This is a genomic window from Clostridium sp. CM042 (assembly GCF_055080995.1).
On sequence record NZ_CM143646.1, the window covers coordinates 2415095 to 2438793 of the forward strand.

The following is a 23699-nucleotide window of genomic DNA, read 5'->3' on the forward strand; positions in this document are numbered from 1 at the left end:
CTAAATGCCTCTTAATTAGCAATACTACTCTTGAATATCCATTACTGATAAAGGGTATCTGGTACTATATTTAGTATAGACAAAATAGTTTTAATATTAAAGTTCTAAAAAAAACATTTCATTTTGAAGTGCTTTTAGTAACTTTTCTATATGAAAAAATTAAAGTAAGTGTGATAGCTGTTAATATTGTCGCTATAACCTTTTTATTATTACTTATAGGAATTGTTACTTTATGCCCAACATCTATAATTTCAACTGAGCTTGCATGGATATCCATATCTCCCCCATGCTCCTTACAATCTCTATTAAAAGTTCCATTTATCTTAACTATATCTCCCCTATAACCATACTTACCAAATTTTTTTATACTTTTCACTTCATCATATTTAATCCATATTCCCATAGCTGTGCTTCCATCACTGATATTTATCCATGAGTATTTACCTCTATTCATACATTCACCAATAGCTTCACCCTTTAATGTAATTTTACTATTATCAATCTTTTTGCCATTTTCGATTAATTCATTAAAATTACTATATTCCTTTGCCATACATGTTATAGAAAAAGAAAAAGCCAAAATACATACTAATATTATTGTTTTAAAAGTCTTAACCATAATTTCTTAATGCCTCCAAATGTAACTCCTATTAGCGCAAACACAGATATGAATTCCAATCTTCCTAAATACATTGCAATTATATAATATACCTTCATTGCAGTTGGCATTGTAGGCGACGTAATCCCAATTGATAATCCTACATTTCCTGTAACTGAAGCAGCTTCAAAAGCTGAACTGAGCACTGGGTATCCATAATAGGTTCCCAAAGCAGTGCCTATAAAAAATAATATTATATATAATATTATTATTAGGTAAGCAGATTTCACCATTGCATCCTCTAAAACAATTTCTTTTATATGATGAAATTTAAATACCTTTATTTTTCTGTCAGAATTTAATAATTTGTTTACCTCTGCAATTATACTTTTAAAAACCAATCCTACCCTTAATCCTTTAAACCCACCTGCCGTAGAACATGCTGATCCACCTATAAGCATGGCTATTATAAGCATAACCACAGGAAAATCGCCCCATTCAGTAGCAAGCTGTCTGGCATAAAGATTACCAAACCCTGTAGTTGTATGAGCTGATAATACATTATAAATACCTTTTCTGAAAACCGATATACCATTACTATATACTCCTGAATTGGTTAGTTTTAACGCTGTAAAAAAAGAAATAATTAAAGCTGTAATAAAAAAACTCTGTGTTTCAATATTCCTGAATATTTCTTTTTTGTTGCCTTGCCATACTGCATAATGTAATGCAAAGTTTAAAGAGCCAATGACAAAGAAAATCATTGTTAATAACTCATAAGAAAGACTATGATAATACAGAATATTTTGAGACATTGGTGCAAACCCACCTGTACTCCACGCAGACATAAAAATAAATAATCCATGAAAAAAAGCACTTACAGGCTGTAGACCTATAAACATTCCATTAATCCAAAGCATAATAGTACCTACAATTAAATATACAATGCTTATTTTCCAGATGATTCTTGCTGTATTTTTTACATTAGGTACGAGTTCTGCATCCTTACCTTCACCAACATACATTTTATAAGCACCTAATGTATGGTTTACCATAAAACTTAAAGCTAGTACTACCATCCCTTGTCCTCCAACAAAGGTAAGAATGTGTCTCCACATATTTAATCCTAGAGAAAGATGGTCAACATTTTGAATAAGTAGGACTCCTGTGGTTGTAAATCCACTCATAACATCAAAACATGCATCTAAGAAAGATGTGGTATTTCCACTAAGCTCATAAGGCACCGCACATAACAAAGTTAATATAAGCCATGAACTAGATGCAATAATTAACCCATGCTTCCATTGCAGCCTTACTTTATCAACCTTGTCTTTACCTGTAAACATAAGAACTATACCTAAACTAATCGCTATACTTATACTAATAATAAAATCTAAAAGTGTACTCCATTCCATAAATACTAATGAAATCAATATGGGTATCAGCATTAAACTTGCGGTTCGCATTATTACATATCCCACATAAAAATTTATTATTTTAAAATCATCAAAGTTTTTTGTTATTTTTCTCATATACTCACCTTGCCAAAATCATATTAATGCCATATAAAACAAATAAAAATGTTAATGTATATCCTATTTCTGTAATTACTCCGCCTATAATTTTTTTATTAGTCATAATGTATTTACCCCCCAATTATAGATTTTTCTACTTCATTCTTTTTATCTGTATTTGTGATAATAAATACTTTATCACCTTCTTTTATATCTATGCAGCCTCTTGGGAAAATTACTTCCCCACTTCTTATTATTGATAGTATTACACATTCCTTAGGTATTCTTAACTGTCCTACAGATTTATCTTTCCATGCACTTTTTTCATCTATTTTTGCTTCTATTAATGTCATTTCTCCTTTATTTATGCTTTCTATAATTTTCAGTGGCTCACTATTAAATTCTCCCTCTATCAAATTACAAATTACTTGTGTACTGCATACAGTCTTATCTACTCCTAGTGCCTCAAAAATTGCTGTATTTTTAGGATTGTTGATTCTAGCTATTGTTTCATTAATATTAAAATTCACTTTAGCCATCTGACATATTACCAAGTTTTCCTCATCTTTTCCCGTTACTGCAGCTACTACTTCAGCTTGCTCTATATCCGCATCTTTTAATGCTTCAACATCCGATCCATCCCCACATATTACATCTACTTCAAGTTCTTCAGCAATTTTCTCACAAATTTTTGTGTTCTTTTCTATTAACACTACTCGATGTTTCTTTTCTTTTAATGCTTTAACAAGGTAGTACCCTACCTTTCCACCACCAACTACTATTGCTCTCATCTAAGTTTCTCCCTCATTATTTCCTTTACTAACTTTTCTTTATTCTCCTTATTTATGCTACAAATTATTTTATCTCCTTTTTCCAGCAGCTTATTTTTATTTGGTATAATAAGTTCGCCCTTTCTAGAAACTGCACATATCCTACAATTAAACTTATCTTCTATTTCTAAAACATCATTAAATTTAAGTTTGTTTATTGTAATCTCCTCTATTGATATATCATTATTTAATATCAATAATGTATCCGATTTTTTATCTATTAATTTGTTTTTAATTATATTTATACTTACTTCAGTTGGACTTATAGTTTCTAGTCCTAATTTTCTATAAATAAACTCCCTTGATGGGTCAAAAATTCTAGCTATTACTTTAGGTACCTTAAATATCTCCTTTGCAATTTGACTAGCCATAATATTTATATTATCTGCTGGCGTCATAGCCAAAAATATATCTGCTTTATCTATTCCAGCTTCTATTAATATATCATTATCTATCTCCACTCCTTTAATTCTAATTCCATTAAATCCACTTCTAAGTCTATCCAGATTTTCCGCATGTTTATCCACTATTACCACATCATGGCCGTCATTAGACAATTCCATAGCAAGTCCGCTACCTAATCTACCACAACCTATTATTACAATATACATAGTATGTTCTCCTTATTTAAATTTCTTTTAAAAAGCAGTAACATAGCTAAATTTATGCTATGCTAAAAAAATATAATATTTTATATTAAAATTTTAGTGAGTTAATATTAATTTACTATTAAATTTAAATACTATATGCATATTTTAAGCAATTATAGGACCTAATGCAACTTTGCATAACTGTCCCTAAAATCATTCTCCTACTTGTTATATGTGATTTAGGAAATCTAGCAGTTGCATTCTTTGTTTATATTCGTTTTCTTTCATTTTCCTCATAGTACTAATCTTATAATTAAGTATATAAACTATTAAGTATATAAACTTACTTAAACTATATATGAGAATATTATCAGGATTATTATTTTATTTGAAAGCCTTACTCAACTAAAATTAAGCTATATTTCTACACCATTAAGTGTTAAAATTATAGCTCTATATGTTTAATAATACAATTTTTCACTTGGGAAAGAAGGGCTACTATGAAAAAAGCTTTAGTTGTAGATGATACAAAAAATATTCGTACGTTGCTAGGCATTTACCTTAAACTAAACAATTTTGAAGTTTTGATGGCTACTAATGGTCATGAAGCTTTATCATTAATTGATACCGAGCATCTAGATCTAATATTTTTAGATATTAAAATGCCCGAAATAAGCGGCACAGAAGTTCTAAAAAGAATTAGAACTAAAGGAATAACCGCTCCAGTAGTAATTATGACAGCTTTTGCCACAGTTAAAAATGCAGTGGATTGTACTAAACTTGGTGCAATTACTTATTTACAGAAGCCTTTTACTACAGATAAGATTAAAACTATTCTTGATGAATTGACGACAGAAGATGATACATATGATAAAAACATTGAACATCAAATAATTACTATAAAATATTTAATAGATGAAAATAACTTAGAAAAAGCATTAGATACTTTAAAAGTGGTTTTATCCACTGATCCAAGTATCCCTGAGATTTATGAATTAATGTCTATAGTATATAGTAGGCAAGGAGAATTAAAAAAATCCAAAATATTTCATAATATGTCGGAACAATGGAAATAAAAAAAAGCACTTCATAAAGAAGTGCTTTCTGGTGGCTTACCGGGGAATCGAACCCCGGACACCATGATTAAAAGTCATGTGCTCTACCAACTGAGCTAGTAAACCATGTTTACCTGGCGACAACCTACTCTTCCACAAGGTCACCCCTGCAGTACCATCGGCGCATTGAAGCTTAACCTTCGTGTTCGGTATGGGAACGGGTGTTACCTTCATGCCATAATCACCAGATTGAGAATATAAATATTCTCTGAAAATTGCACAGTGAATTCGCTTTTTTATTTATTTAGGTCAAGCCCTCGACTTATTAGTATTAGTCAGCTGAACATGTTACCATGCTTACACCTCTAACCTATCAACCTGGTGGTCTTCCAGGAGTCTTACTAACTTGTGTTAAAAACACGCATTATGGGAAATCTCATCTCAGGGTGGGCTTCACGCTTAGATGCTTTCAGCGTTTATCCCTTCCAAACATAGCTACCCAGCGATGCCACTGGCGTGACAACTGGTGCACCAGAGGTTTGTCCATCCCGGTCCTCTCGTACTAAGGACAGCTCCCTTCAAATTTCCTACGCCCGCGACGGATAGGGACCGAACTGTCTCACGACGTTCTGAACCCAGCTCGCGTGCCGCTTTAATGGGCGAACAGCCCAACCCTTGGGACCTACTTCAGCCCCAGGATGCGACGAGCCGACATCGAGGTGCCAAACCTCCCCGTCGATGTGGACTCTTGGGGGAGATCAGCCTGTTATCCCCGAGGTAGCTTTTATCCGTTGAGCGATGGCCCTCCCACGAGGTACCACCGGATCACTAAGCCCGACTTTCGTCCCTGCTCCACTTGTAAGTGTCGCAGTCAGGCTCCCTTCTGCCTTTGCACTCTTCGCGCGATTTCCAACCGCGCTGAGGGAACCTTTGGGCGCCTCCGTTACTTTTTTGGAGGCGACCGCCCCAGTCAAACTGCCCACCTAACAATGTCCTGTGACCAGATTCATGGCCTCCAGTTAGAACCTCAGTACTGTCAGGGTGGTATCCCAAGGATGACTCCACACAGGCTGACGCCCATGTTTCTCAGTCTCCCACCTATCCTGTACAGACAATACCGAAATTCAATGCTAAGCTACAGTAAAGCTCTACGGGGTCTTTCCGTCCAATCGCGGGTAGCAAGCATCTTCACTTGCACTACAATTTCGCCGGATGTGTTGTTGAGACAGTGCCCAAATCATTACGCCATTCGTGCGGGTCGGAACTTACCCGACAAGGAATTTCGCTACCTTAGGACCGTTATAGTTACGGCCGCCGTTTACTGGGGCTTAAGTTCATACCTTCGCTTGCGCTAAGTAATCCCCTTAACCTTCCAGCACCGGGCAGGCGTCAGCCCCTATACATCAGCTTTCGCTTTAGCAGAGACCTGTGTTTTTGCTAAACAGTTGCTTGGGCCTATTCTCTGCGACCTACTTACGTAGGCACCCCTTCTCCCGAAGTTACGGGGTCAATTTGCCGAGTTCCTTAACAACAATTCTTCCGATGGTCTTAGGATTCTCTCCTCACCTACCTGTGTCGGTTTGCGGTACGGGCACCAATATCCTCGATAGAGACTTTTCTTGGCAGCGTGGAATCAGATACTTCGGGAATAAATTCCCTTCCCCATCACATCTCAGCGTTAAGAGCAAACGGATTTGCCTGCTTGCTCCGCCTAAATGCTTAGACACACATCCAATAGTGTGCACATCTTATCCTCCTGCGTCATCCCATTTCTAATAACGTCCATTGGTGGTATCGGAATATCAACCGATTGTCCATCACCTACGCCTTTCGGCCTCGGCTTAGGTCCCGACTAACCCTGAGAGGACGAGCCTTCCTCAGGAAACCTTAGGTTTTCGACCGTTAAGATTCTCACTTAACTCTCGCTACTCATGCCAACATTCTCACTTCTGTACCGTCCACCACTCCTTACGGTATGACTTCAGCCAGTACAGAAAGCTCCTCTACCGCGTACACAATTGTGTACACCCATAGCTTCGGTGGTAAGTTTTAGCCCCGGACATCTTCGGCGCAGGATCTCTTGACTAGTGAGCTATTACGCACTCTTTAAATGAGTGGCTGCTTCTGAGCCAACATCCTAGTTGTCTTAGAAATCCCACATCCTTTTCCACTTAACTTACACTTTGGGACCTTAGCTGATGGTCTGGGCTGTTTCCCTTTTGACTACGGATCTTATCATTCGCAGTCTGACTGCCGAAATAAAAGTATATGGCATTCGGAGTTTGATAGGGTTCAGTAACTGTTGTCAGCCCCTAGCCCATTCAGTGCTCTACCTCCATTACTCAATTAATCGACGCTAGCCCTAAAGCTATTTCGAGGAGAACCAGCTATCTCCGAGTTCGATTGGAATTTCTCCGCTATCCACAGCTCATCCCATGGTTTTTCAACACCAACGTGGTTCGGACCTCCACGGAATTTTACTTCCGCTTCATCCTGGCCATGGATAGGTCACCCGGTTTCGGGTCTACGACATGCAACTTCGTGAACTTGCGTTCACAACGCCCTATTCAGACTTGGTTTCCCTTCGGCTCCGTACCTTAAGTACTTAACCTTGCTACATATCGTAACTCGTTGGCTCGTTCTACAAAAAGCACGCCGTCACACATATAAAGTGCTTCGACCGGTTGTAGGCACACGGTTTCAGGTTCTATTTCACTCCCCTTCCGGGGTTCTTTTCACCTTTCCCTCACGGTACTTCTTCACTATCGGTCACTAGGTAGTATTTAGCCTTGGGAGGTGGTCCTCCCAGCTTCCCACAAGGTTTCACGTGTCTCGTGGTACTCTGGATTAGATCTGACTGTTTTTCCTTTTCATTTACAGGCCTATTACCTTCTGCGGAGCAGCTTTCCAGCTATCTTCAATTAAGGAATTGCAGTATTTATGATCTATCCTCAACCCCCAGGTCAAAGACCTGGGTTTGGGCTCTTTCCCTTTCGCTCGCCGCTACTTAGGAAATCGATATTTCTTTCTCTTCCTCCGGGTACTTAGATGTTTCAGTTCCCCGGGTCTACCTCTGCATACCTATTTATTCAGTATGCAGTACATAGTTGTTACTATGTGGGTTCCCCCATTCGGAAATCTTTGGATCACAGGCTATTTGCGCCTACCCAAAGCTTATCGCAGCTTAACGCGTCCTTCTTCGGCTCCTAGTGCCAAGGCATTCGCCATGCGCCCTTTGTAGCTTGACCTTGATTCTGTCTATTTACATAGACGGTTATATTAATTTTGCGAAATTGTATTAAATCAATTCATAAACTATTTTCATAGTTTTAATTTTTTTAAAACAACTTTTTTCACTGTGCAATTTTCAAAGAACATTTTAAGAAAAACTATTAATTAGCTAACTCCTAAGAGTTAACTAAAATTAGTCTCTCAAAATTAAACAGAGAACTAGGTACGATTAATTACAATAGATATTGCATCGACCGAAGTCAATACATCTACTCCCTAGAAAGGAGGTGATCCAGCCGCAGGTTCTCCTACGGCTACCTTGTTACGACTTCACCCCAATCATCAATCCCACCTTCGGCCGCTGGCTCCTTACGGTTACCTCACGGACTTCGGGTGTTACCAACTCTCATGGTGTGACGGGCGGTGTGTACAAGGCCCGGGAACGTATTCACCGCGACATGCTGATTCGCGATTACTAGCAACTCCGGCTTCATGTAGGCGAGTTGCAGCCTACAATCCGAACTGGGATGAGTTTTTGAGTTTGGCTCCACCTTGCGGTCTTGCATCTCTTTGTACTCACCATTGTAGCACGTGTGTAGCCCTAGACATAAGGGGCATGATGATTTGACGTCATCCCCACCTTCCTCCCGGTTAACCCGGGCAGTCTCACTAGAGTGCTCAACTTAATGGTAGCAACTAATGATAAGGGTTGCGCTCGTTGCGGGACTTAACCCAACATCTCACGACACGAGCTGACGACAACCATGCACCACCTGTCACCCTGTCCCGAAGGACTTCACCCATCTCTGGGTTATGCAGGGGATGTCAAGTCTAGGTAAGGTTCTTCGCGTTGCTTCGAATTAAACCACATGCTCCGCTGCTTGTGCGGGCCCCCGTCAATTCCTTTGAGTTTTAATCTTGCGATCGTACTCCCCAGGCGGAATACTTAATGTGTTAACGGCGGCACCGAGGTTCGACCCCCGACACCTAGTATTCATCGTTTACGGCGTGGACTACCAGGGTATCTAATCCTGTTTGCTCCCCACGCTTTCATGCCTCAGCGTCAGTTACAGTCCAGTAAGTCGCCTTCGCCACTGGTGTTCTTCCTAATCTCTACGCATTTCACCGCTACACTAGGAATTCCACTTACCTCTCCTGCACTCTAGACACCCAGTTTCAAATGCAGCACCCAAGTTAAGCTCGGGTATTTCACATCTGACTTAAATGTCCGCCTACGCATCCTTTACGCCCAGTAAATCCGGACAACGCTTGCCACCTACGTATTACCGCGGCTGCTGGCACGTAGTTAGCCGTGGCTTCCTCCTCTGGTACCGTCATTATCGTCCCAGAAGACAGAACTTTACAACCCGAAGGCCTTCATCATTCACGCGGCGTTGCTGCGTCAGGGTTTCCCCCATTGCGCAATATTCCCCACTGCTGCCTCCCGTAGGAGTCTGGACCGTGTCTCAGTTCCAATGTGGCCGATCACCCTCTCAGGTCGGCTACGCATCGTCGCCTTGGTGAGCCGTTACCTCACCAACTAGCTAATGCGCCGCGGGTCCATCTCAAAGTGGAATTTTCCGAAGAAAAATCCTTTGATGTTTCGATCATGCGACCAAAACATATTATGCGGTATTAATCTCCCTTTCGGGAGGCTATTCCCCTCTTTGAGGCAGGTTACCCACGTGTTACTCACCCGTCCGCCGCTAATCAACGTCTCCCGAAGGAGACGAATCATCGCTCGACTTGCATGTGTTAGGCACGCCGCCAGCGTTCGTCCTGAGCCAGGATCAAACTCTCAATTTAAAAGTTTACACTTTTTTAGTTGAAATGATTAATCTGCGCCAACTGTTAAGTTGGTTAGCAAGCTCATTACATACTTTTTAGTCTTACGACTAAATTTTACTTTATACTAAAGTAATTAACTGGTTTAACGAAATATTATTTCGCTATCTTTACCTATTTCTCTGTTTAATTTTCAAAGACCAATTTGCTTTGTCATCATGTGATGACTTCTACTATTATATCTGTTATGTCTTAAGTTGTCAACAGTTTTTTTAATTCTTTTAACTGTTATTCTTCTTAATCTTTCTTGCTTCATCACTATTGAACCGCAGCGACAATTAATATAATATCATCTTTGAAAAAGATAATATTTAATTTTTTTCTTTAATACTACAATTATATACAGTATTCTTTATAATACTCCTACATATCACGTTTCCTTTATACTGACACACTAGGAATAGTATACCTTCTTTAACTCAATAATATGCTTGTTATATTCTATTATTTGTAAATGAAATGTAAGCCCCTATATTAATAAGACACTTAATAAAGAGGACTTACGCCTTTCATACTAAAAAGTAGGAAGATTATCTAAATTATCTTCTGTGGTATTATTAGGTGAGGACTTTATAACATCATTTCCATTTCTATTTTTACCAACAACTACTGATTCTACTGTTCCCCTCTTAGCTAAAGCCACTGCCTTGCTCACATCTAATTCTTCACCGGTACTAGTTAATACATTTGTAATATCTCCATCTGCATTTTTTCTTACCTTAACTATCTTCATAAAAATACATCTCCTCGTTAATTAATATAAGTAGAATTCAACATCTAAATTTTTTTAATACTATATTGTTTTTTATGTTAGCTTTTACATCACATATTTAGTATTTCCCTTTTTACCATTGTTTTATTACTAAACTATTACAAATCATATAAATTAATATTTACTAACTATCCTTTTAATATAATAAAAGCATGTAACTAATTACATGCTTTTATTATATTAAATCATCTCCTACGGAGCTGCAATATTAACCTATAGGGCTTTTAAATCCATTACCTTCGACCTCAGCTATATCAATTATAGAAATAAAAGCTTCTTGGTCTATAACTTTTATTAATCTCTTAATTTGTGGTAGTTGCCCCAATGAAACAACACAATACACTACATTTTTTCTATGTTTAGTATATGCACCTTCTCCATATAAAATAGTTACTCCTCTATTAAAATTATTCATTATCGCATCACTTACTTCTTTTTCTTTTTCTGATACTATTAAAAGCATTTTTCGTCTGTTTAATCCGTTCATAACTTTTTCCATAACAGCCACCGTAATATACATAGAAATCAGAGTATATAATCCAACTTTAAAATTAAATAATACAGATCCAACAGCTACAATCAAGAAATTTATTGTAAAGCTCATTATACCTATTTCTATACCATATTTCTTTTTAGCATATATAGCTATAATATCCATACCACCTGTAGATCCTTCATTAGAAAAAACAATTCCAGTACCTATACCTGAAAGTATTCCCCCATATATACAGTAAAGAAGTCTATAAGATTCTTCAACAGGAGCAAGAACATTATTTAAAGATGAGGTAAGCATTAAACAAACCGATAGCGAAATGGTCCCCAATATCGTAAATGCAGTGAATTTTTTATTTATTTTTAATATACTTAATATAAGAAGTGGAATATTAAATATCAATAATGTAATACCCATTGGAAGATTGAAAATATACTGTAACATTAGCCCTATTCCTGAAAGCCCTCCACTAAGAAGCTTATTTGGAATTATAAATAAATTTATTGCAACCGCTAAAATAAAAGTGCCTAAAATAATAAGAACTATTTTCTTAAATAAATCTTTAAAATCAGTGCTAGATACCCTTTTCATAAACTATCTCCTTGTCTTTCTCTGAAATACAAAACAGCTATTAATTGGTTTGTACCATATATTTTTGTATCTTCTTCTATTATTATATACCATTTAACACTTAAAACAAGCAGAAGTACCATCCTATATTTTTATAATTTATACAATGAAAATAACAACTTATTTTATGAAAATAAATGCATTTATGTTACACTTAATTGAGGTGATTTTATGAATAATTTAGTAAATGATTGGAACGAGCTCTTATTTGAAGAATCTAATAAAGACTATTATTTAAAATTAAGATATTTTTTAAAAGAAGAATATGAAAAGGCGCAAATATATCCTGAAGTGCAGGATATATTTAATTCACTTAAATATACAGCATATAATGATGTAAAAATTGTTATACTTGGTCAAGATCCTTACCATGGACCTAGCCAAGCTCACGGTTTAAGTTTTTCTGTAAAAACAAATGTACCCATTCCCCCTTCTTTATTAAATATATATAAGGAATTAAATAATGATTTAGGCTGTTATATTCCTAATCACGGTTATTTAAAGAAATGGGCTGATCAGGGTGTTCTGCTCTTAAATACCGTTCTTACTGTTAGATCCGGAGAGGCTAATTCACATAAAAATAAAGGTTGGGAGCATTTTACGGACAAAATCATTGCTTTATTAAACGAGAAAACAGAGCCTATAGTTTTTATTTTATGGGGGAACAATGCTCAGACAAAACAATCTCTTGTAACAAATCCAATACACTATATAATAAAGTCTGTTCACCCAAGCCCATTATCCGCATATAGAGGTTTTTTTAATAGTAAACCTTTTTCTGATGCTAATAATTTTTTAACTTCGGTAGGCGAAAAAAACATCGATTGGCAAATTGAAAATTTATAAATATATCACTCCAATTAAAAAAAACGTCTTAGAATTATCTAAGACGTTTTTGGTGGCTAGACCAGGAATCGAACCAGGGACACGAGGATTTTCAGTCCTCTGCTCTACCGACTGAGCTATCCAGCCACATTACCTGGCGACAACCTACTCTTCCACAAGGTCACCCCTGCAGTACCATCGGCGCATTGAAGCTTAACCTTCGTGTTCGGTATGGGAACGGGTGTTACCTTCATGCCATAATCACCAGATTGAGAATATAAATATTCTCTGAAAATTGCACAGTGAATTAGTCTTTTCGCTCACGCTCAAAGCCTTGCTTCTTTCTTACGAAAGAAGTATATCGCATTACTTTTAATTATATATTTAGGTCAAGCCCTCGACTTATTAGTATTAGTCAGCTGAACATGTTACCATGCTTACACCTCTAACCTATCAACCTGGTGGTCTTCCAGGAGTCTTACTAACTTGTGTTAAAAACACGCGTTATGGGAAATCTCATCTCAGGGTGGGCTTCACGCTTAGATGCTTTCAGCGTTTATCCCTTCCAAACATAGCTACCCAGCGATGCCACTGGCGTGACAACTGGTGCACCAGAGGTTTGTCCATCCCGGTCCTCTCGTACTAAGGACAGCTCCCTTCAAATTTCCTACGCCCGCGACGGATAGGGACCGAACTGTCTCACGACGTTCTGAACCCAGCTCGCGTGCCGCTTTAATGGGCGAACAGCCCAACCCTTGGGACCTACTTCAGCCCCAGGATGCGACGAGCCGACATCGAGGTGCCAAACCTCCCCGTCGATGTGGACTCTTGGGGGAGATCAGCCTGTTATCCCCGAGGTAGCTTTTATCCGTTGAGCGATGGCCCTCCCACGAGGTACCACCGGATCACTAAGCCCGACTTTCGTCCCTGCTCCACTTGTAAGTGTCGCAGTCAGGCTCCCTTCTGCCTTTGCACTCTTCGCGCGATTTCCAACCGCGCTGAGGGAACCTTTGGGCGCCTCCGTTACTTTTTTGGAGGCGACCGCCCCAGTCAAACTGCCCACCTAACAATGTCCTGTGACCAGATTCATGGCCTCCAGTTAGAACCTCAGTACTGTCAGGGTGGTATCCCAAGGATGACTCCACACAGGCTGACGCCCATGTTTCTCAGTCTCCCACCTATCCTGTACAGACAATACCGAAATTCAATGCTAAGCTACAGTAAAGCTCTACGGGGTCTTTCCGTCCAATCGCGGGTAGCAAGCATCTTCACTTGCACTACAATTTCGCCGGATGTGTTGTTGAGACAGTGCCCAAATCATTACGCCATTCGTGCGGGTCGGAACTTACCCGACAAGGAATTTCGCTACCTTAGGACCGTTATAGTTACGGCCGCCGTTTACTGGGGCTTAAGTTCATACCTTCGCTTGCGCTAAGTAATCCCCTTAACCTTCCAGCACCGGGCAGGCGTCAGCCCCTATACATCAGCTTTCGCTTTAGCAGAGACCTGTGTTTTTGCTAAACAGTTGCTTGGGCCTATTCTCTGCGACCTACTTACGTAGGCACCCCTTCTCCCGAAGTTACGGGGTCAATTTGCCGAGTTCCTTAACAACAATTCTTCCGATGGTCTTAGGATTCTCTCCTCACCTACCTGTGTCGGTTTGCGGTACGGGCACCAATATCCTCGATAGAGACTTTTCTTGGCAGCGTGGAATCAGATACTTCGGGAATAAATTCCCTTCCCCATCACATCTCAGCGTTAAGAGCAAACGGATTTGCCTGCTTGCTCCGCCTAAATGCTTAGACACACATCCAATAGTGTGCACATCTTATCCTCCTGCGTCATCCCATTTCTAATAACGTCCATTGGTGGTATCGGAATATCAACCGATTGTCCATCACCTACGCCTTTCGGCCTCGGCTTAGGTCCCGACTAACCCTGAGAGGACGAGCCTTCCTCAGGAAACCTTAGGTTTTCGACCGTTAAGATTCTCACTTAACTCTCGCTACTCATGCCAACATTCTCACTTCTGTACCGTCCACCACTCCTTACGGTATGACTTCAGCCAGTACAGAAAGCTCCTCTACCGCGTACACAATTGTGTACACCCATAGCTTCGGTGGTAAGTTTTAGCCCCGGACATCTTCGGCGCAGGATCTCTTGACTAGTGAGCTATTACGCACTCTTTAAATGAGTGGCTGCTTCTGAGCCAACATCCTAGTTGTCTTAGAAATCCCACATCCTTTTCCACTTAACTTACACTTTGGGACCTTAGCTGATGGTCTGGGCTGTTTCCCTTTTGACTACGGATCTTATCATTCGCAGTCTGACTGCCGAAATAAAAGTATATGGCATTCGGAGTTTGATAGGGTTCAGTAACTGTTGTCAGCCCCTAGCCCATTCAGTGCTCTACCTCCATTACTCAATTAATCGACGCTAGCCCTAAAGCTATTTCGAGGAGAACCAGCTATCTCCGAGTTCGATTGGAATTTCTCCGCTATCCACAGCTCATCCCATGGTTTTTCAACACCAACGTGGTTCGGACCTCCACGGAATTTTACTTCCGCTTCATCCTGGCCATGGATAGGTCACCCGGTTTCGGGTCTACGACATGCAACTTCGTGAACTTGCGTTCACAACGCCCTATTCAGACTTGGTTTCCCTTCGGCTCCGTACCTTAAGTACTTAACCTTGCTACATATCGTAACTCGTTGGCTCGTTCTACAAAAAGCACGCCGTCACACATATAAAGTGCTTCGACCGGTTGTAGGCACACGGTTTCAGGTTCTATTTCACTCCCCTTCCGGGGTTCTTTTCACCTTTCCCTCACGGTACTTCTTCACTATCGGTCACTAGGTAGTATTTAGCCTTGGGAGGTGGTCCTCCCAGCTTCCCACAAGGTTTCACGTGTCTCGTGGTACTCTGGATTAGATCTGACTGTTTTTCCTTTTCATTTACAGGCCTATTACCTTCTGCGGAGCAGCTTTCCAGCTATCTTCAATTAAGGAATTGCAGTATTTATGATCTATCCTCAACCCCCAGGTCAAAGACCTGGGTTTGGGCTCTTTCCCTTTCGCTCGCCGCTACTTAGGAAATCGATATTTCTTTCTCTTCCTCCGGGTACTTAGATGTTTCAGTTCCCCGGGTCTACCTCTGCATACCTATTTATTCAGTATGCAGTACATAGTTGTTACTATGTGGGTTCCCCCATTCGGAAATCTTTGGATCACAGGCTATTTGCGCCTACCCAAAGCTTATCGCAGCTTAACGCGTCCTTCTTCGGCTCCTAGTGCCAAGGCATTCGCCATGCGCCCTTTGTAGCTTGACCTTGATTCTGTCTATTTACATAGACGGTTATATTAATTTTGCGAAATTGTATTAAATCAATTCATAAACTATTTTCATAGTTTTAATTTTTTTAAAACAACTTTTTTCACTGTGCAATTTTCAAAGAACATTTTAAGAAAAACTATTAATTAGCTAACTCCTAAGAGTTAACTAAAATTAGTCTCTCAAAATTAAACAGAGAACTAGGTACGATTAATTACAATAGATATTGCATCGACCGAAGTCAATACATCTACTCCCTAGAAAGGAGGTGATCCAGCCGCAGGTTCTCCTACGGCTACCTTGTTACGACTTCACCCCAATCATCAATCCCACCTTCGGCCGCTGGCTCCTTACGGTTACCTCACGGACTTCGGGTGTTACCAACTCTCATGGTGTGACGGGCGGTGTGTACAAGGCCCGGGAACGTATTCACCGCGACATGCTGATTCGCGATTACTAGCAACTCCGGCTTCATGTAGGCGAGTTGCAGCCTACAATCCGAACTGGGATGAGTTTTTGAGTTTGGCTCCACCTTGCGGTCTTGCATCTCTTTGTACTCACCATTGTAGCACGTGTGTAGCCCTAGACATAAGGGGCATGATGATTTGACGTCATCCCCACCTTCCTCCCGGTTAACCCGGGCAGTCTCACTAGAGTGCTCAACTTAATGGTAGCAACTAATGATAAGGGTTGCGCTCGTTGCGGGACTTAACCCAACATCTCACGACACGAGCTGACGACAACCATGCACCACCTGTCACCCTGTCCCGAAGGACTTCACCCATCTCTGGGTTATGCAGGGGATGTCAAGTCTAGGTAAGGTTCTTCGCGTTGCTTCGAATTAAACCACATGCTCCGCTGCTTGTGCGGGCCCCCGTCAATTCCTTTGAGTTTTAATCTTGCGATCGTACTCCCCAGGCGGAATACTTAATGTGTTAACGGCGGCACCGAGGTTCGACCCCCGACACCTAGTATTCATCGTTTACGGCGTGGACTACCAGGGTATCTAATCCTGTTTGCTCCCCACGCTTTCATGCCTCAGCGTCAGTTACAGTCCAGTAAGTCGCCTTCGCCACTGGTGTTCTTCCTAATCTCTACGCATTTCACCGCTACACTAGGAATTCCACTTACCTCTCCTGCACTCTAGACACCCAGTTTCAAATGCAGCACCCAAGTTAAGCTCGGGTATTTCACATCTGACTTAAATGTCCGCCTACGCATCCTTTACGCCCAGTAAATCCGGACAACGCTTGCCACCTACGTATTACCGCGGCTGCTGGCACGTAGTTAGCCGTGGCTTCCTCCTCTGGTACCGTCATTATCGTCCCAGAAGACAGAACTTTACAACCCGAAGGCCTTCATCATTCACGCGGCGTTGCTGCGTCAGGGTTTCCCCCATTGCGCAATATTCCCCACTGCTGCCTCCCGTAGGAGTCTGGACCGTGTCTCAGTTCCAATGTGGCCGATCACCCTCTCAGGTCGGCTACGCATCGTCGCCTTGGTGAGCCGTTACCTCACCAACTAGCTAATGCGCCGCGGGTCCATCTCAAAGTGGAATTTTCCGAAGAAAAATCCTTTGATGTTTCGATCATGCGACCAAAACATATTATGCGGTATTAATCTCCCTTTCGGGAGGCTATTCCCCTCTTTGAGGCAGGTTACCCACGTGTTACTCACCCGTCCGCCGCTAATCAACGTCTCCCGAAGGAGACGAATCATCGCTCGACTTGCATGTGTTAGGCACGCCGCCAGCGTTCGTCCTGAGCCAGGATCAAACTCTCAATTTAAAAGTTTACACTTTTTTAGTTGAAATGATTAATCTGCGACAACTGTTAAGTTGGTTAGCAAGCTCATTACATACTTTTAGTCTTACGACTAAATTTTACTTTATACTAAAGTAATTAACTGGTTTAACGAAATATTATTTCGCTATCTTTACCTATTTCTCTGTTTAATTTTCAAAGACCAATTTGCTTTGTCATCATGTGACGACTTCTACTACTTTACCAGTTATTTAACCATCTGTCAACAGTTTTTTTAATCTTTTAAATTAAATTCTCTGTTGTAATGATTACTTTCTTACTGCTAAACTGTAGCAACATGTAATATCTTATCATAATTATTTTTATCTGTTTTATGATGCATATTACTTACCTTAATATAAGTGCACAATAATCTTATTTTCTTACTTATTCTACGTTTTTCTCATATTGATACACTAGGATTAGTATACATATCATATACTCGTAAACTCAACCTAAACGCATAAATTCATAAAAATAGCCATTCTAGTTATAAAGAAAATTTCAATCATATTAGGTTAGTTAACTGTTTTTAATCTTATAAAAAACCATTTGATCTCTCCATTCACCATTTATGTATAAATGTTTTTCACTTATACCAAGTTCTTTAAACCCACAACTACTTAAAACTCTTTGTGACTTTTCATTATCTATTAAAGTAGTAGCTTCTATTCTATGTAGCTCTAATTCCTCGAAAGCATATTTCATTACAAGTTTAACTGATTCTTTCATATATCCCTTACTTTGTTCCTTTTCATCCATAGAATAACCTATAAATGCATTTTTAAAACCACCCATCACTATATTCGATATCTTTATTTTCCCAATAAGGTTGTTATTCTTGTATATCCCAAAATTCACAACATTACCATTCAAAAATTGTTTATAGCTCTCTACTAAAGTACGTTTTTGGCTCTCTAAAGTATAAAACCTCTCATCTCTAGAGGGTTCAAAAGGCTTTAAAAATTTTCTGTTTCTTAAATGAAACTCCAACACGTCTTCTGCATCACTTGGAATTAATGCGTGAATTTTAATATTTGTTCCTTTAATTGTAAGTTCTCTTTTTATTGAATTTTTTTTAAATCCAAACTCATTTATACCAAACATCATCTCTGATTGGTATTCAGATTTATTTACTACACTATCTGTGATAATACCTTCTAACTGAAATCCTAAGTCAATAAAAGCACTTATATTTATACTTTCATGAACCATAACATTTACTTTGTTTAATCCCATGTTTTTAAACAAAATACCCAGCATAAGATTTAATGTATCTTTTAAATACTCATAACCCCCATTATTCTGGTTATGAAATTTCAATCTAAACTGACAAAACTTATTTTTTTTATCTAATTCAACTATAAATATCCTTCCTAGTATAATATAATTATTATCCTTTATTATATACTCTCTATCATTACCTTTTAAAGCTTCTAAATTCACGTACTTACCTTTGTTCATTTTAAGCCCCTTTATCTACACTAAAATCATTAATTAAAGTTTAATAGTTGCTTTTCTTCATACCATTTATTATAACATAACCAAATATAATATTATATTTTTCTTCAATAGCTTTTAAATTTTTGTTATACTTGTAGCATAGTTTAAAAATAATTATAGAAGAAAGGTTTGACCACAATGAATAAGCAAAATATTAATAAATTAAAACTTTTTTTAATGGGCCTAGAAAATAGATTTTCTGAAAACTGTACAATATTTAAACAAATTGATACTACCTATATAACCGGTCTAAAAGAGTTTAAAGGAACAGGTATTTATGATAGTGGAAATATTAAATATAATTTTAATGGAAAAACAGAAACTTTGAGTATAAATCAGTTATTTTCAAACATAACTAAAGAAGCTGAAAGCTATGAATGCTCATCTCTAGTTTATAGTGAAAGAGGTTCTTCAATTTTAATCTCTGCAGATAATAAAAATGTAACTATGAAGAACTTAAATGTGGATTTTGTAGAGGATGAAGATTTAAATACTATTTCTTCTAAATTAATCTCTACACATATTAGCAGAACTACCTCCACCCTTTTGAAAAGAGATTACTATATAAAGATCGGTAGTGCAGATGCTTTGCTAAAAGAAATAGGCATAATGAGTAAAGATGGTAAAATTAAAAATGATAAAATAAGAAAATATAATCAAATTGATCACTATGTAGAACTCTTAGAAGGAATTTTAGATAAGCTCCCGCAACATCAAGTTATAAATATATTAGATTGCGGTTGTGGAAAATCTTATTTATCCTTTGTACTAAACTATTATTTAACTGAAGTTAAAAAGAAAAAATGCCATTTTATTGGGCTAGATTACTCTAAACCTATAATAGACTCATCTAAAAATATGGCCAAAAACTTAAATTATAGGAATATGGAGTTCCATGCTATTGATATTAAAGATTATGAACCTGATAAAACTATACATGTAGTATTATCATTACACGCTTGTGACACTGCTACAGATATGGCATTAGCTCTAGGGATCAGAGTAAACTCTAATATAATCATTGCAGTTCCATGCTGCCATCGAGAACTTTTAAAACAATATTCTTATGAACCCCTTAAAAACATACTAAAGCAGGGTGTATTTAAATCAAGAATGGCCGATATTTTAACAGATGGAATGCGTTCTTTAATGCTAGAGGCTAAAGGATATGATGTTTCTGTAGTGGAATATATATCTCCTCTTGAAACGCCTAAAAATTTAATGATAAGAGCCATAAAGACAACTGAAGAAAATGATACAGCTATGGATGAATATATATCTTTAATGAGTAATTTAAATGTTTATCCAGCGTTATATTCGTTTTTGAATTAATGGTAAACATATTTACATAAATAATTTTCAACAAAAATAAGAGTGAATTAATTTCCACTCTTATCTTTGTTCATCCCCATAATATTAATTTTTCTTTTTAACGACATTTCAGAAGGAAAGTCTCCCACTTCTATAGGTTGGAGTATAAATCCCCTTCTGGAGTCGTTAATTCATCTTCTTCGAAGCTGTTCAGCTCCGCAGGAGATGATTTAATTAAATCCTTAATAACTTCTCCACCAAGTATCATTCCTGCTACTGGAGGAACGAAAGATATACTACCTGGAATTTGTCTTTTCATAGCACACTTTTTTGAACCTCCTGTACATACACAACCTTCTTTGCATGTTATAACCTCGTCTAAGTTTGGCCTCATAGGGGTTTCCTCTGAGTAAACAACCTTTAAACTATCAATATTTCTCTTTCTTAGCTCCTGTCTTATAACCCTTGCAAGTGGACATACTTTTGTATCATAAATATCTGCGACTCTAAATAGCGTTGGATCTAATTTATTTCCAGTCCCCAAACAGCATATAATATTGATATTACGTTTTCTGCAGTGTTCAACTAATGATATTTTTGAAGCTACTGTATCGATAGCATCTACTACATAATCTGTATCCTCGGTAATTATATCTCCCATATTCTCTGCAGTTACAAATGTTTCATGAGTGATAACTTCACATTTAGGATTTATTTCGAGTATTCTATCCTTCATTACTAAAACCTTACTTTTGCCTATAGTTTTAAATGTAGCGTGTATTTGTCTATTTAAGTTTGTTAAACAAATTGTATCGTCATCTATTAATACCAATTTTCCAACACCTGCTCTTACTAGTGCTTCAACTGTATAACTCCCAACTCCACCTATTCCAAAAACTACTACTTTACTTTCTCGTAATTTATTTAAACTATCCATACCTATGAGTAACTCTGTTCTTGACAATGAATGCTGTGGCATATGTTTCTCTCTCCTTTGAAATATATCTTATTGCAAGTATATTATATGTTTCCATATTATAAAATTTATTAATAAAACAAATCCATTCTATAATTTAATTATACCCTAAATATTTAAAAAGACCACGCATATGCGTGGTCTTTTTAAATATTTCAACAGTTCTACTTTTACCCTTATTTTAGATTATAGTTCGTGAACAAATATTCCACTTTGCAATTTAGGTTCAAACCAAGTTGATTTAGGAGGCATTACTTTCCCCGCATTTGCTATATCCATCAAATCATCCATAGTTGTAGGACACATAGAAAATGCAACTTTCATTCCTTCTTTAACTCTTCTTTCCAATTCCCCCAGTCCTCTTATTCCACCTATGAAATCGATTCTTGAATTTGTTCTCGGATCATCAATACCTAAAATTGGTTCTAGTAAATTCTTTTGAAGTATTGACACATCTAATCTTTCTACTGGATCGCTCATATTAAAAGTTCCTTCTTTAGCCGCTAGTTTATACCATTTTCCATCTAAGAACATTCCGTATGTTCTTTGCACTTCTGGTTTAAATTGGCCTTTACCTTCATATGGGGTTATATCAAATTTGTCAGTAACTTTATTTAAAAAATCTTCTGAAGAATTTCCGTTTAAATCTGCAACAACCCTATTATAATCCATTACATATAAATCATTGTCTGGGAATATAACCGATAGGAAGAAATTAAATTCCTCATCACCAGTGTATGCTGGGTTATCTTTTCTTCTCTTTAGCCCAACTTTAACAGCTGAAGCTGATCTATGATGTCCATCAGCTATATATAAATAATCTGTTTTAGCAAATACAGCTGCTAGCTTATTTATGATTGCTTCTTCATCTATAACCCAAATAATTTGTGATACTCCATCTTCTGATTTATAATCATATACTGGTATTTTTGTTTCTGTCCAATTTTTAACTATACTATCTATTTCATCTTTATGTCTATATGTTAAAAATATTGGTCCAGTATTACAATTTGTATAATCAACATGATTAAATCTATCAAGCTCTTTATCCGCTCTTGTTAGCTCATGTTTTTTAATTACATCATTTATATAATCATCAATTGAAGCACAAGCAACTATACCAGTTTGAGGTCTTCCATTCATTATTTGTCTATAAATATACATACAAGGTTTTTCATCTTGCATATAAACTTTATCGCTAATCATTTTTTGAAGATTTTCTCTAGCTTTCAAATAAACTTGCTCACTGTGGGTATCTATCCCTTGTGGTAAATCTACTTCTGGTTTATCAACATGTAGAAATGAATAAGGTTTTCCTTTTACCATTTCTCTAGCTTCAATACTATCCATAACATCATAAGGAAGAGCTGCTACTTTCTCTACTAAATCCAATTGCGGTCTGTATGCTTTAAATGATTTTACTATTGCCATGATTATCCCTCCTGTAGTTAATTAATTTATTTGAAAAAATCTAAAATAATACTTATTATTTCAGTACCTATTCTTGTTTGAGCTTCCTGCGTTGCAGCACCAATGTGTGGTGTTACAGAAACCTTTGGATGGTTAACTAAAGTTTCATTTTTAGTTGGTTCTTCAACAAAAACATCTACTCCAGCTCCTGCTAATTTCCCATTATCTAAAGCTTCTACTAAAGCAGCTTCATCAACTACTCCACCTCTAGCACAGTTAATTAAGAATGATCCATCCTTCATCATATCTAATTGGTCTTTTCCTATCGTAGCTCCTTGCTCTTTAATGAATGGTATATGTAATGATAAATAATCTGCTCTTTTTAATACATCATTTAATTCACAGAATTCGTACTCATCACAATCCTTAGCTTTACCTACTATATCTGTATATATAACCGTCATTCCAAGTGCAGATGCTTTTTTAGCTAGTTCTTTTGATATTCTTCCAAACCCAACTAAACCTAAAGTCTTTCCGGCAATTTCTACACCTACATATTTTTTCTTATCCCATTTTCCTTGCCTCATAGCTACATTAGAAATATTAACAAATCTTGATACTGCAAACATATGAGCAAGCGTAAGTTCAGCTACAGATGCGCTACTTGCATTGGGAGTATTAGAGACATTTATTCCTTTTTCCCTAGCATATGCTACGTCAATATTGTCAACGCCAACCCCTCCACGTATTATAAGCTTTAGTCTTCCCGCTTCTGCCGCTTTGTCGATTATTGGTTTTCTAACCTTTGTTGCAGATCTAACTACAATTACATCAAACTCTTTTAATGCTTCACCTAAAACTTCTGGTTCATAAAACTTCTCAACAACTTCAAACCCTTTAGCTTTCAACTCTTTAACAGCATTTTTTTCCATACCATCAGTAACTAATACTCTAATCATGATAATCCTCCTCTTTATATAAAGA

The 23699-nt window shown here is 37.7% G+C and carries 14 protein-coding genes, 2 tRNA genes and 6 rRNA genes; 3 read left to right on the forward strand and 19 right to left on the reverse strand.

All coding sequences use genetic code 11. The features are described 5' to 3' along the window. Nucleotides 1-118: 118 nt before the first annotated feature. The 4 genes from ACWJJ7_RS11390 to ACWJJ7_RS11405 form a co-directional block, all read right to left on the reverse strand. Nucleotides 119-619 (reverse strand): hypothetical protein, encoded by a 501-nt coding sequence (locus tag ACWJJ7_RS11390; protein ID WP_462962229.1) that lies wholly within the window; start codon nt 617-619, stop codon nt 119-121. Beyond that, nucleotides 595-2130 carry a TrkH family potassium uptake protein gene (locus tag ACWJJ7_RS11395; protein ID WP_462962230.1) on the reverse strand — a complete coding sequence of 512 codons (1536 nt, stop codon included), beginning with the start codon at nt 2128-2130 and terminating at the stop codon, nt 595-597. The genes ACWJJ7_RS11390 and ACWJJ7_RS11395 overlap by 25 nt, the downstream gene beginning before the upstream one ends. 113 nt (nt 2131-2243) lie before the next feature. Next, nucleotides 2244-2903 (reverse strand): potassium channel family protein, encoded by a 660-nt coding sequence (locus tag ACWJJ7_RS11400; protein WP_462962231.1) that lies wholly within the window; start codon nt 2901-2903, stop codon nt 2244-2246. After that, a complete protein-coding gene (locus tag ACWJJ7_RS11405; RefSeq protein ID WP_462962232.1) occupies nt 2900-3553 on the reverse strand; it encodes a potassium channel family protein in 654 nt (217 codons plus the stop codon). Before ACWJJ7_RS11405 ends, ACWJJ7_RS11400 begins: the two co-directional genes overlap by 4 nt. A gap of 479 nt (nt 3554-4032) precedes the next feature. On the opposite strand from ACWJJ7_RS11405, the gene ACWJJ7_RS11410 reads away from it, so the two are divergent. Beyond that, nucleotides 4033-4608 (forward strand): response regulator, encoded by a 576-nt coding sequence (locus tag ACWJJ7_RS11410; protein WP_462962233.1) that lies wholly within the window; start codon nt 4033-4035, stop codon nt 4606-4608. Nucleotides 4609-4637: 29 nt separating this feature from the next. Here ACWJJ7_RS11410 and ACWJJ7_RS11415 read toward each other — a convergent pair. From ACWJJ7_RS11415 to ACWJJ7_RS11445, 7 genes are all read right to left on the reverse strand, one after another. After that, a tRNA-Lys gene (locus ACWJJ7_RS11415) sits at nt 4638-4713 on the reverse strand. A 6-nt stretch (nt 4714-4719) separates the two neighbouring features. Next, nucleotides 4720-4836, reverse strand: a 5S ribosomal RNA gene (gene rrf, locus ACWJJ7_RS11420). A 56-nt stretch (nt 4837-4892) separates the two neighbouring features. After that, nucleotides 4893-7835: ribosomal RNA gene (locus ACWJJ7_RS11425) — 23S ribosomal RNA — on the reverse strand. Nucleotides 7836-8098: 263 nt separating this feature from the next. Further along, nucleotides 8099-9624, reverse strand: a 16S ribosomal RNA gene (locus ACWJJ7_RS11430). The 16S, 23S and 5S rRNA genes sit together here with 1 tRNA gene alongside, the layout of an rRNA operon. Before the next feature lie 172 nt (nt 9625-9796). Beyond that, the gene (locus ACWJJ7_RS11435) at nt 9797-9919 is read right to left on the reverse strand and encodes a hypothetical protein (protein ID WP_263492430.1); all 123 of its coding nucleotides are present in this window, start codon (nt 9917-9919) and stop codon (nt 9797-9799) included. 258 nt (nt 9920-10177) lie between these two features. Next, the gene (locus tag ACWJJ7_RS11440; protein ID WP_462962234.1) at nt 10178-10396 is read right to left on the reverse strand and encodes a DUF3892 domain-containing protein; all 219 of its coding nucleotides are present in this window, start codon (nt 10394-10396) and stop codon (nt 10178-10180) included. Nucleotides 10397-10643: 247 nt separating this feature from the next. Then, nucleotides 10644-11519, reverse strand: a complete 876-nt coding sequence (locus tag ACWJJ7_RS11445) for a YitT family protein (protein ID WP_462962235.1) — start codon at nt 11517-11519, stop codon at nt 10644-10646. A gap of 210 nt (nt 11520-11729) precedes the next feature. Here ACWJJ7_RS11445 and ACWJJ7_RS11450 point away from each other — a divergent pair, with 210 nt between their 5' ends. Then, nucleotides 11730-12404, forward strand: coding sequence for a uracil-DNA glycosylase (locus ACWJJ7_RS11450; RefSeq protein WP_462962236.1), 675 nt, complete (start codon nt 11730-11732; stop codon nt 12402-12404). A gap of 50 nt (nt 12405-12454) precedes the next feature. Here ACWJJ7_RS11450 and ACWJJ7_RS11455 read toward each other — a convergent pair. The 5 genes from ACWJJ7_RS11455 to ACWJJ7_RS11475 form a co-directional block, all read right to left on the reverse strand. Beyond that, nucleotides 12455-12530 (reverse strand) — tRNA-Phe (locus tag ACWJJ7_RS11455). Nucleotides 12531-12535: 5 nt separating this feature from the next. Further along, a 5S ribosomal RNA gene (gene rrf, locus ACWJJ7_RS11460) occupies nt 12536-12652 on the reverse strand. A gap of 116 nt (nt 12653-12768) precedes the next feature. Further along, a 23S ribosomal RNA gene (locus ACWJJ7_RS11465) occupies nt 12769-15711 on the reverse strand. 263 nt (nt 15712-15974) lie between these two features. Then, nucleotides 15975-17500, reverse strand: a 16S ribosomal RNA gene (locus ACWJJ7_RS11470). A 537-nt stretch (nt 17501-18037) separates the two neighbouring features. Then, the gene (locus ACWJJ7_RS11475) at nt 18038-18979 is read right to left on the reverse strand and encodes a GNAT family N-acetyltransferase (protein WP_462962237.1); all 942 of its coding nucleotides are present in this window, start codon (nt 18977-18979) and stop codon (nt 18038-18040) included. Nucleotides 18980-19156: 177 nt separating this feature from the next. Here ACWJJ7_RS11475 and ACWJJ7_RS11480 point away from each other — a divergent pair, with 177 nt between their 5' ends. Further along, complete coding sequence (locus ACWJJ7_RS11480; protein WP_462962238.1) at nt 19157-20350, forward strand: class I SAM-dependent methyltransferase; 1194 nt, start codon at nt 19157-19159, stop codon at nt 20348-20350. A gap of 130 nt (nt 20351-20480) precedes the next feature. On the opposite strand, the gene ACWJJ7_RS11485 is transcribed toward ACWJJ7_RS11480, so the two are convergent. From ACWJJ7_RS11485 to ACWJJ7_RS11495, 3 genes are all read right to left on the reverse strand, one after another. Then, complete coding sequence (locus ACWJJ7_RS11485) at nt 20481-21308, reverse strand: tRNA threonylcarbamoyladenosine dehydratase (RefSeq protein WP_462962239.1); 828 nt, start codon at nt 21306-21308, stop codon at nt 20481-20483. 183 nt (nt 21309-21491) lie between these two features. Next, nucleotides 21492-22736, reverse strand: coding sequence for a DUF1015 domain-containing protein (locus tag ACWJJ7_RS11490; protein ID WP_462962240.1), 1245 nt, complete (start codon nt 22734-22736; stop codon nt 21492-21494). A 26-nt stretch (nt 22737-22762) separates the two neighbouring features. Further along, nucleotides 22763-23674: a D-2-hydroxyacid dehydrogenase gene (locus ACWJJ7_RS11495; protein WP_462962241.1), complete on the reverse strand. Its 912-nt coding sequence runs from the start codon at nt 23672-23674 to the stop codon at nt 22763-22765. Nucleotides 23675-23699 lie beyond the last annotated feature (25 nt).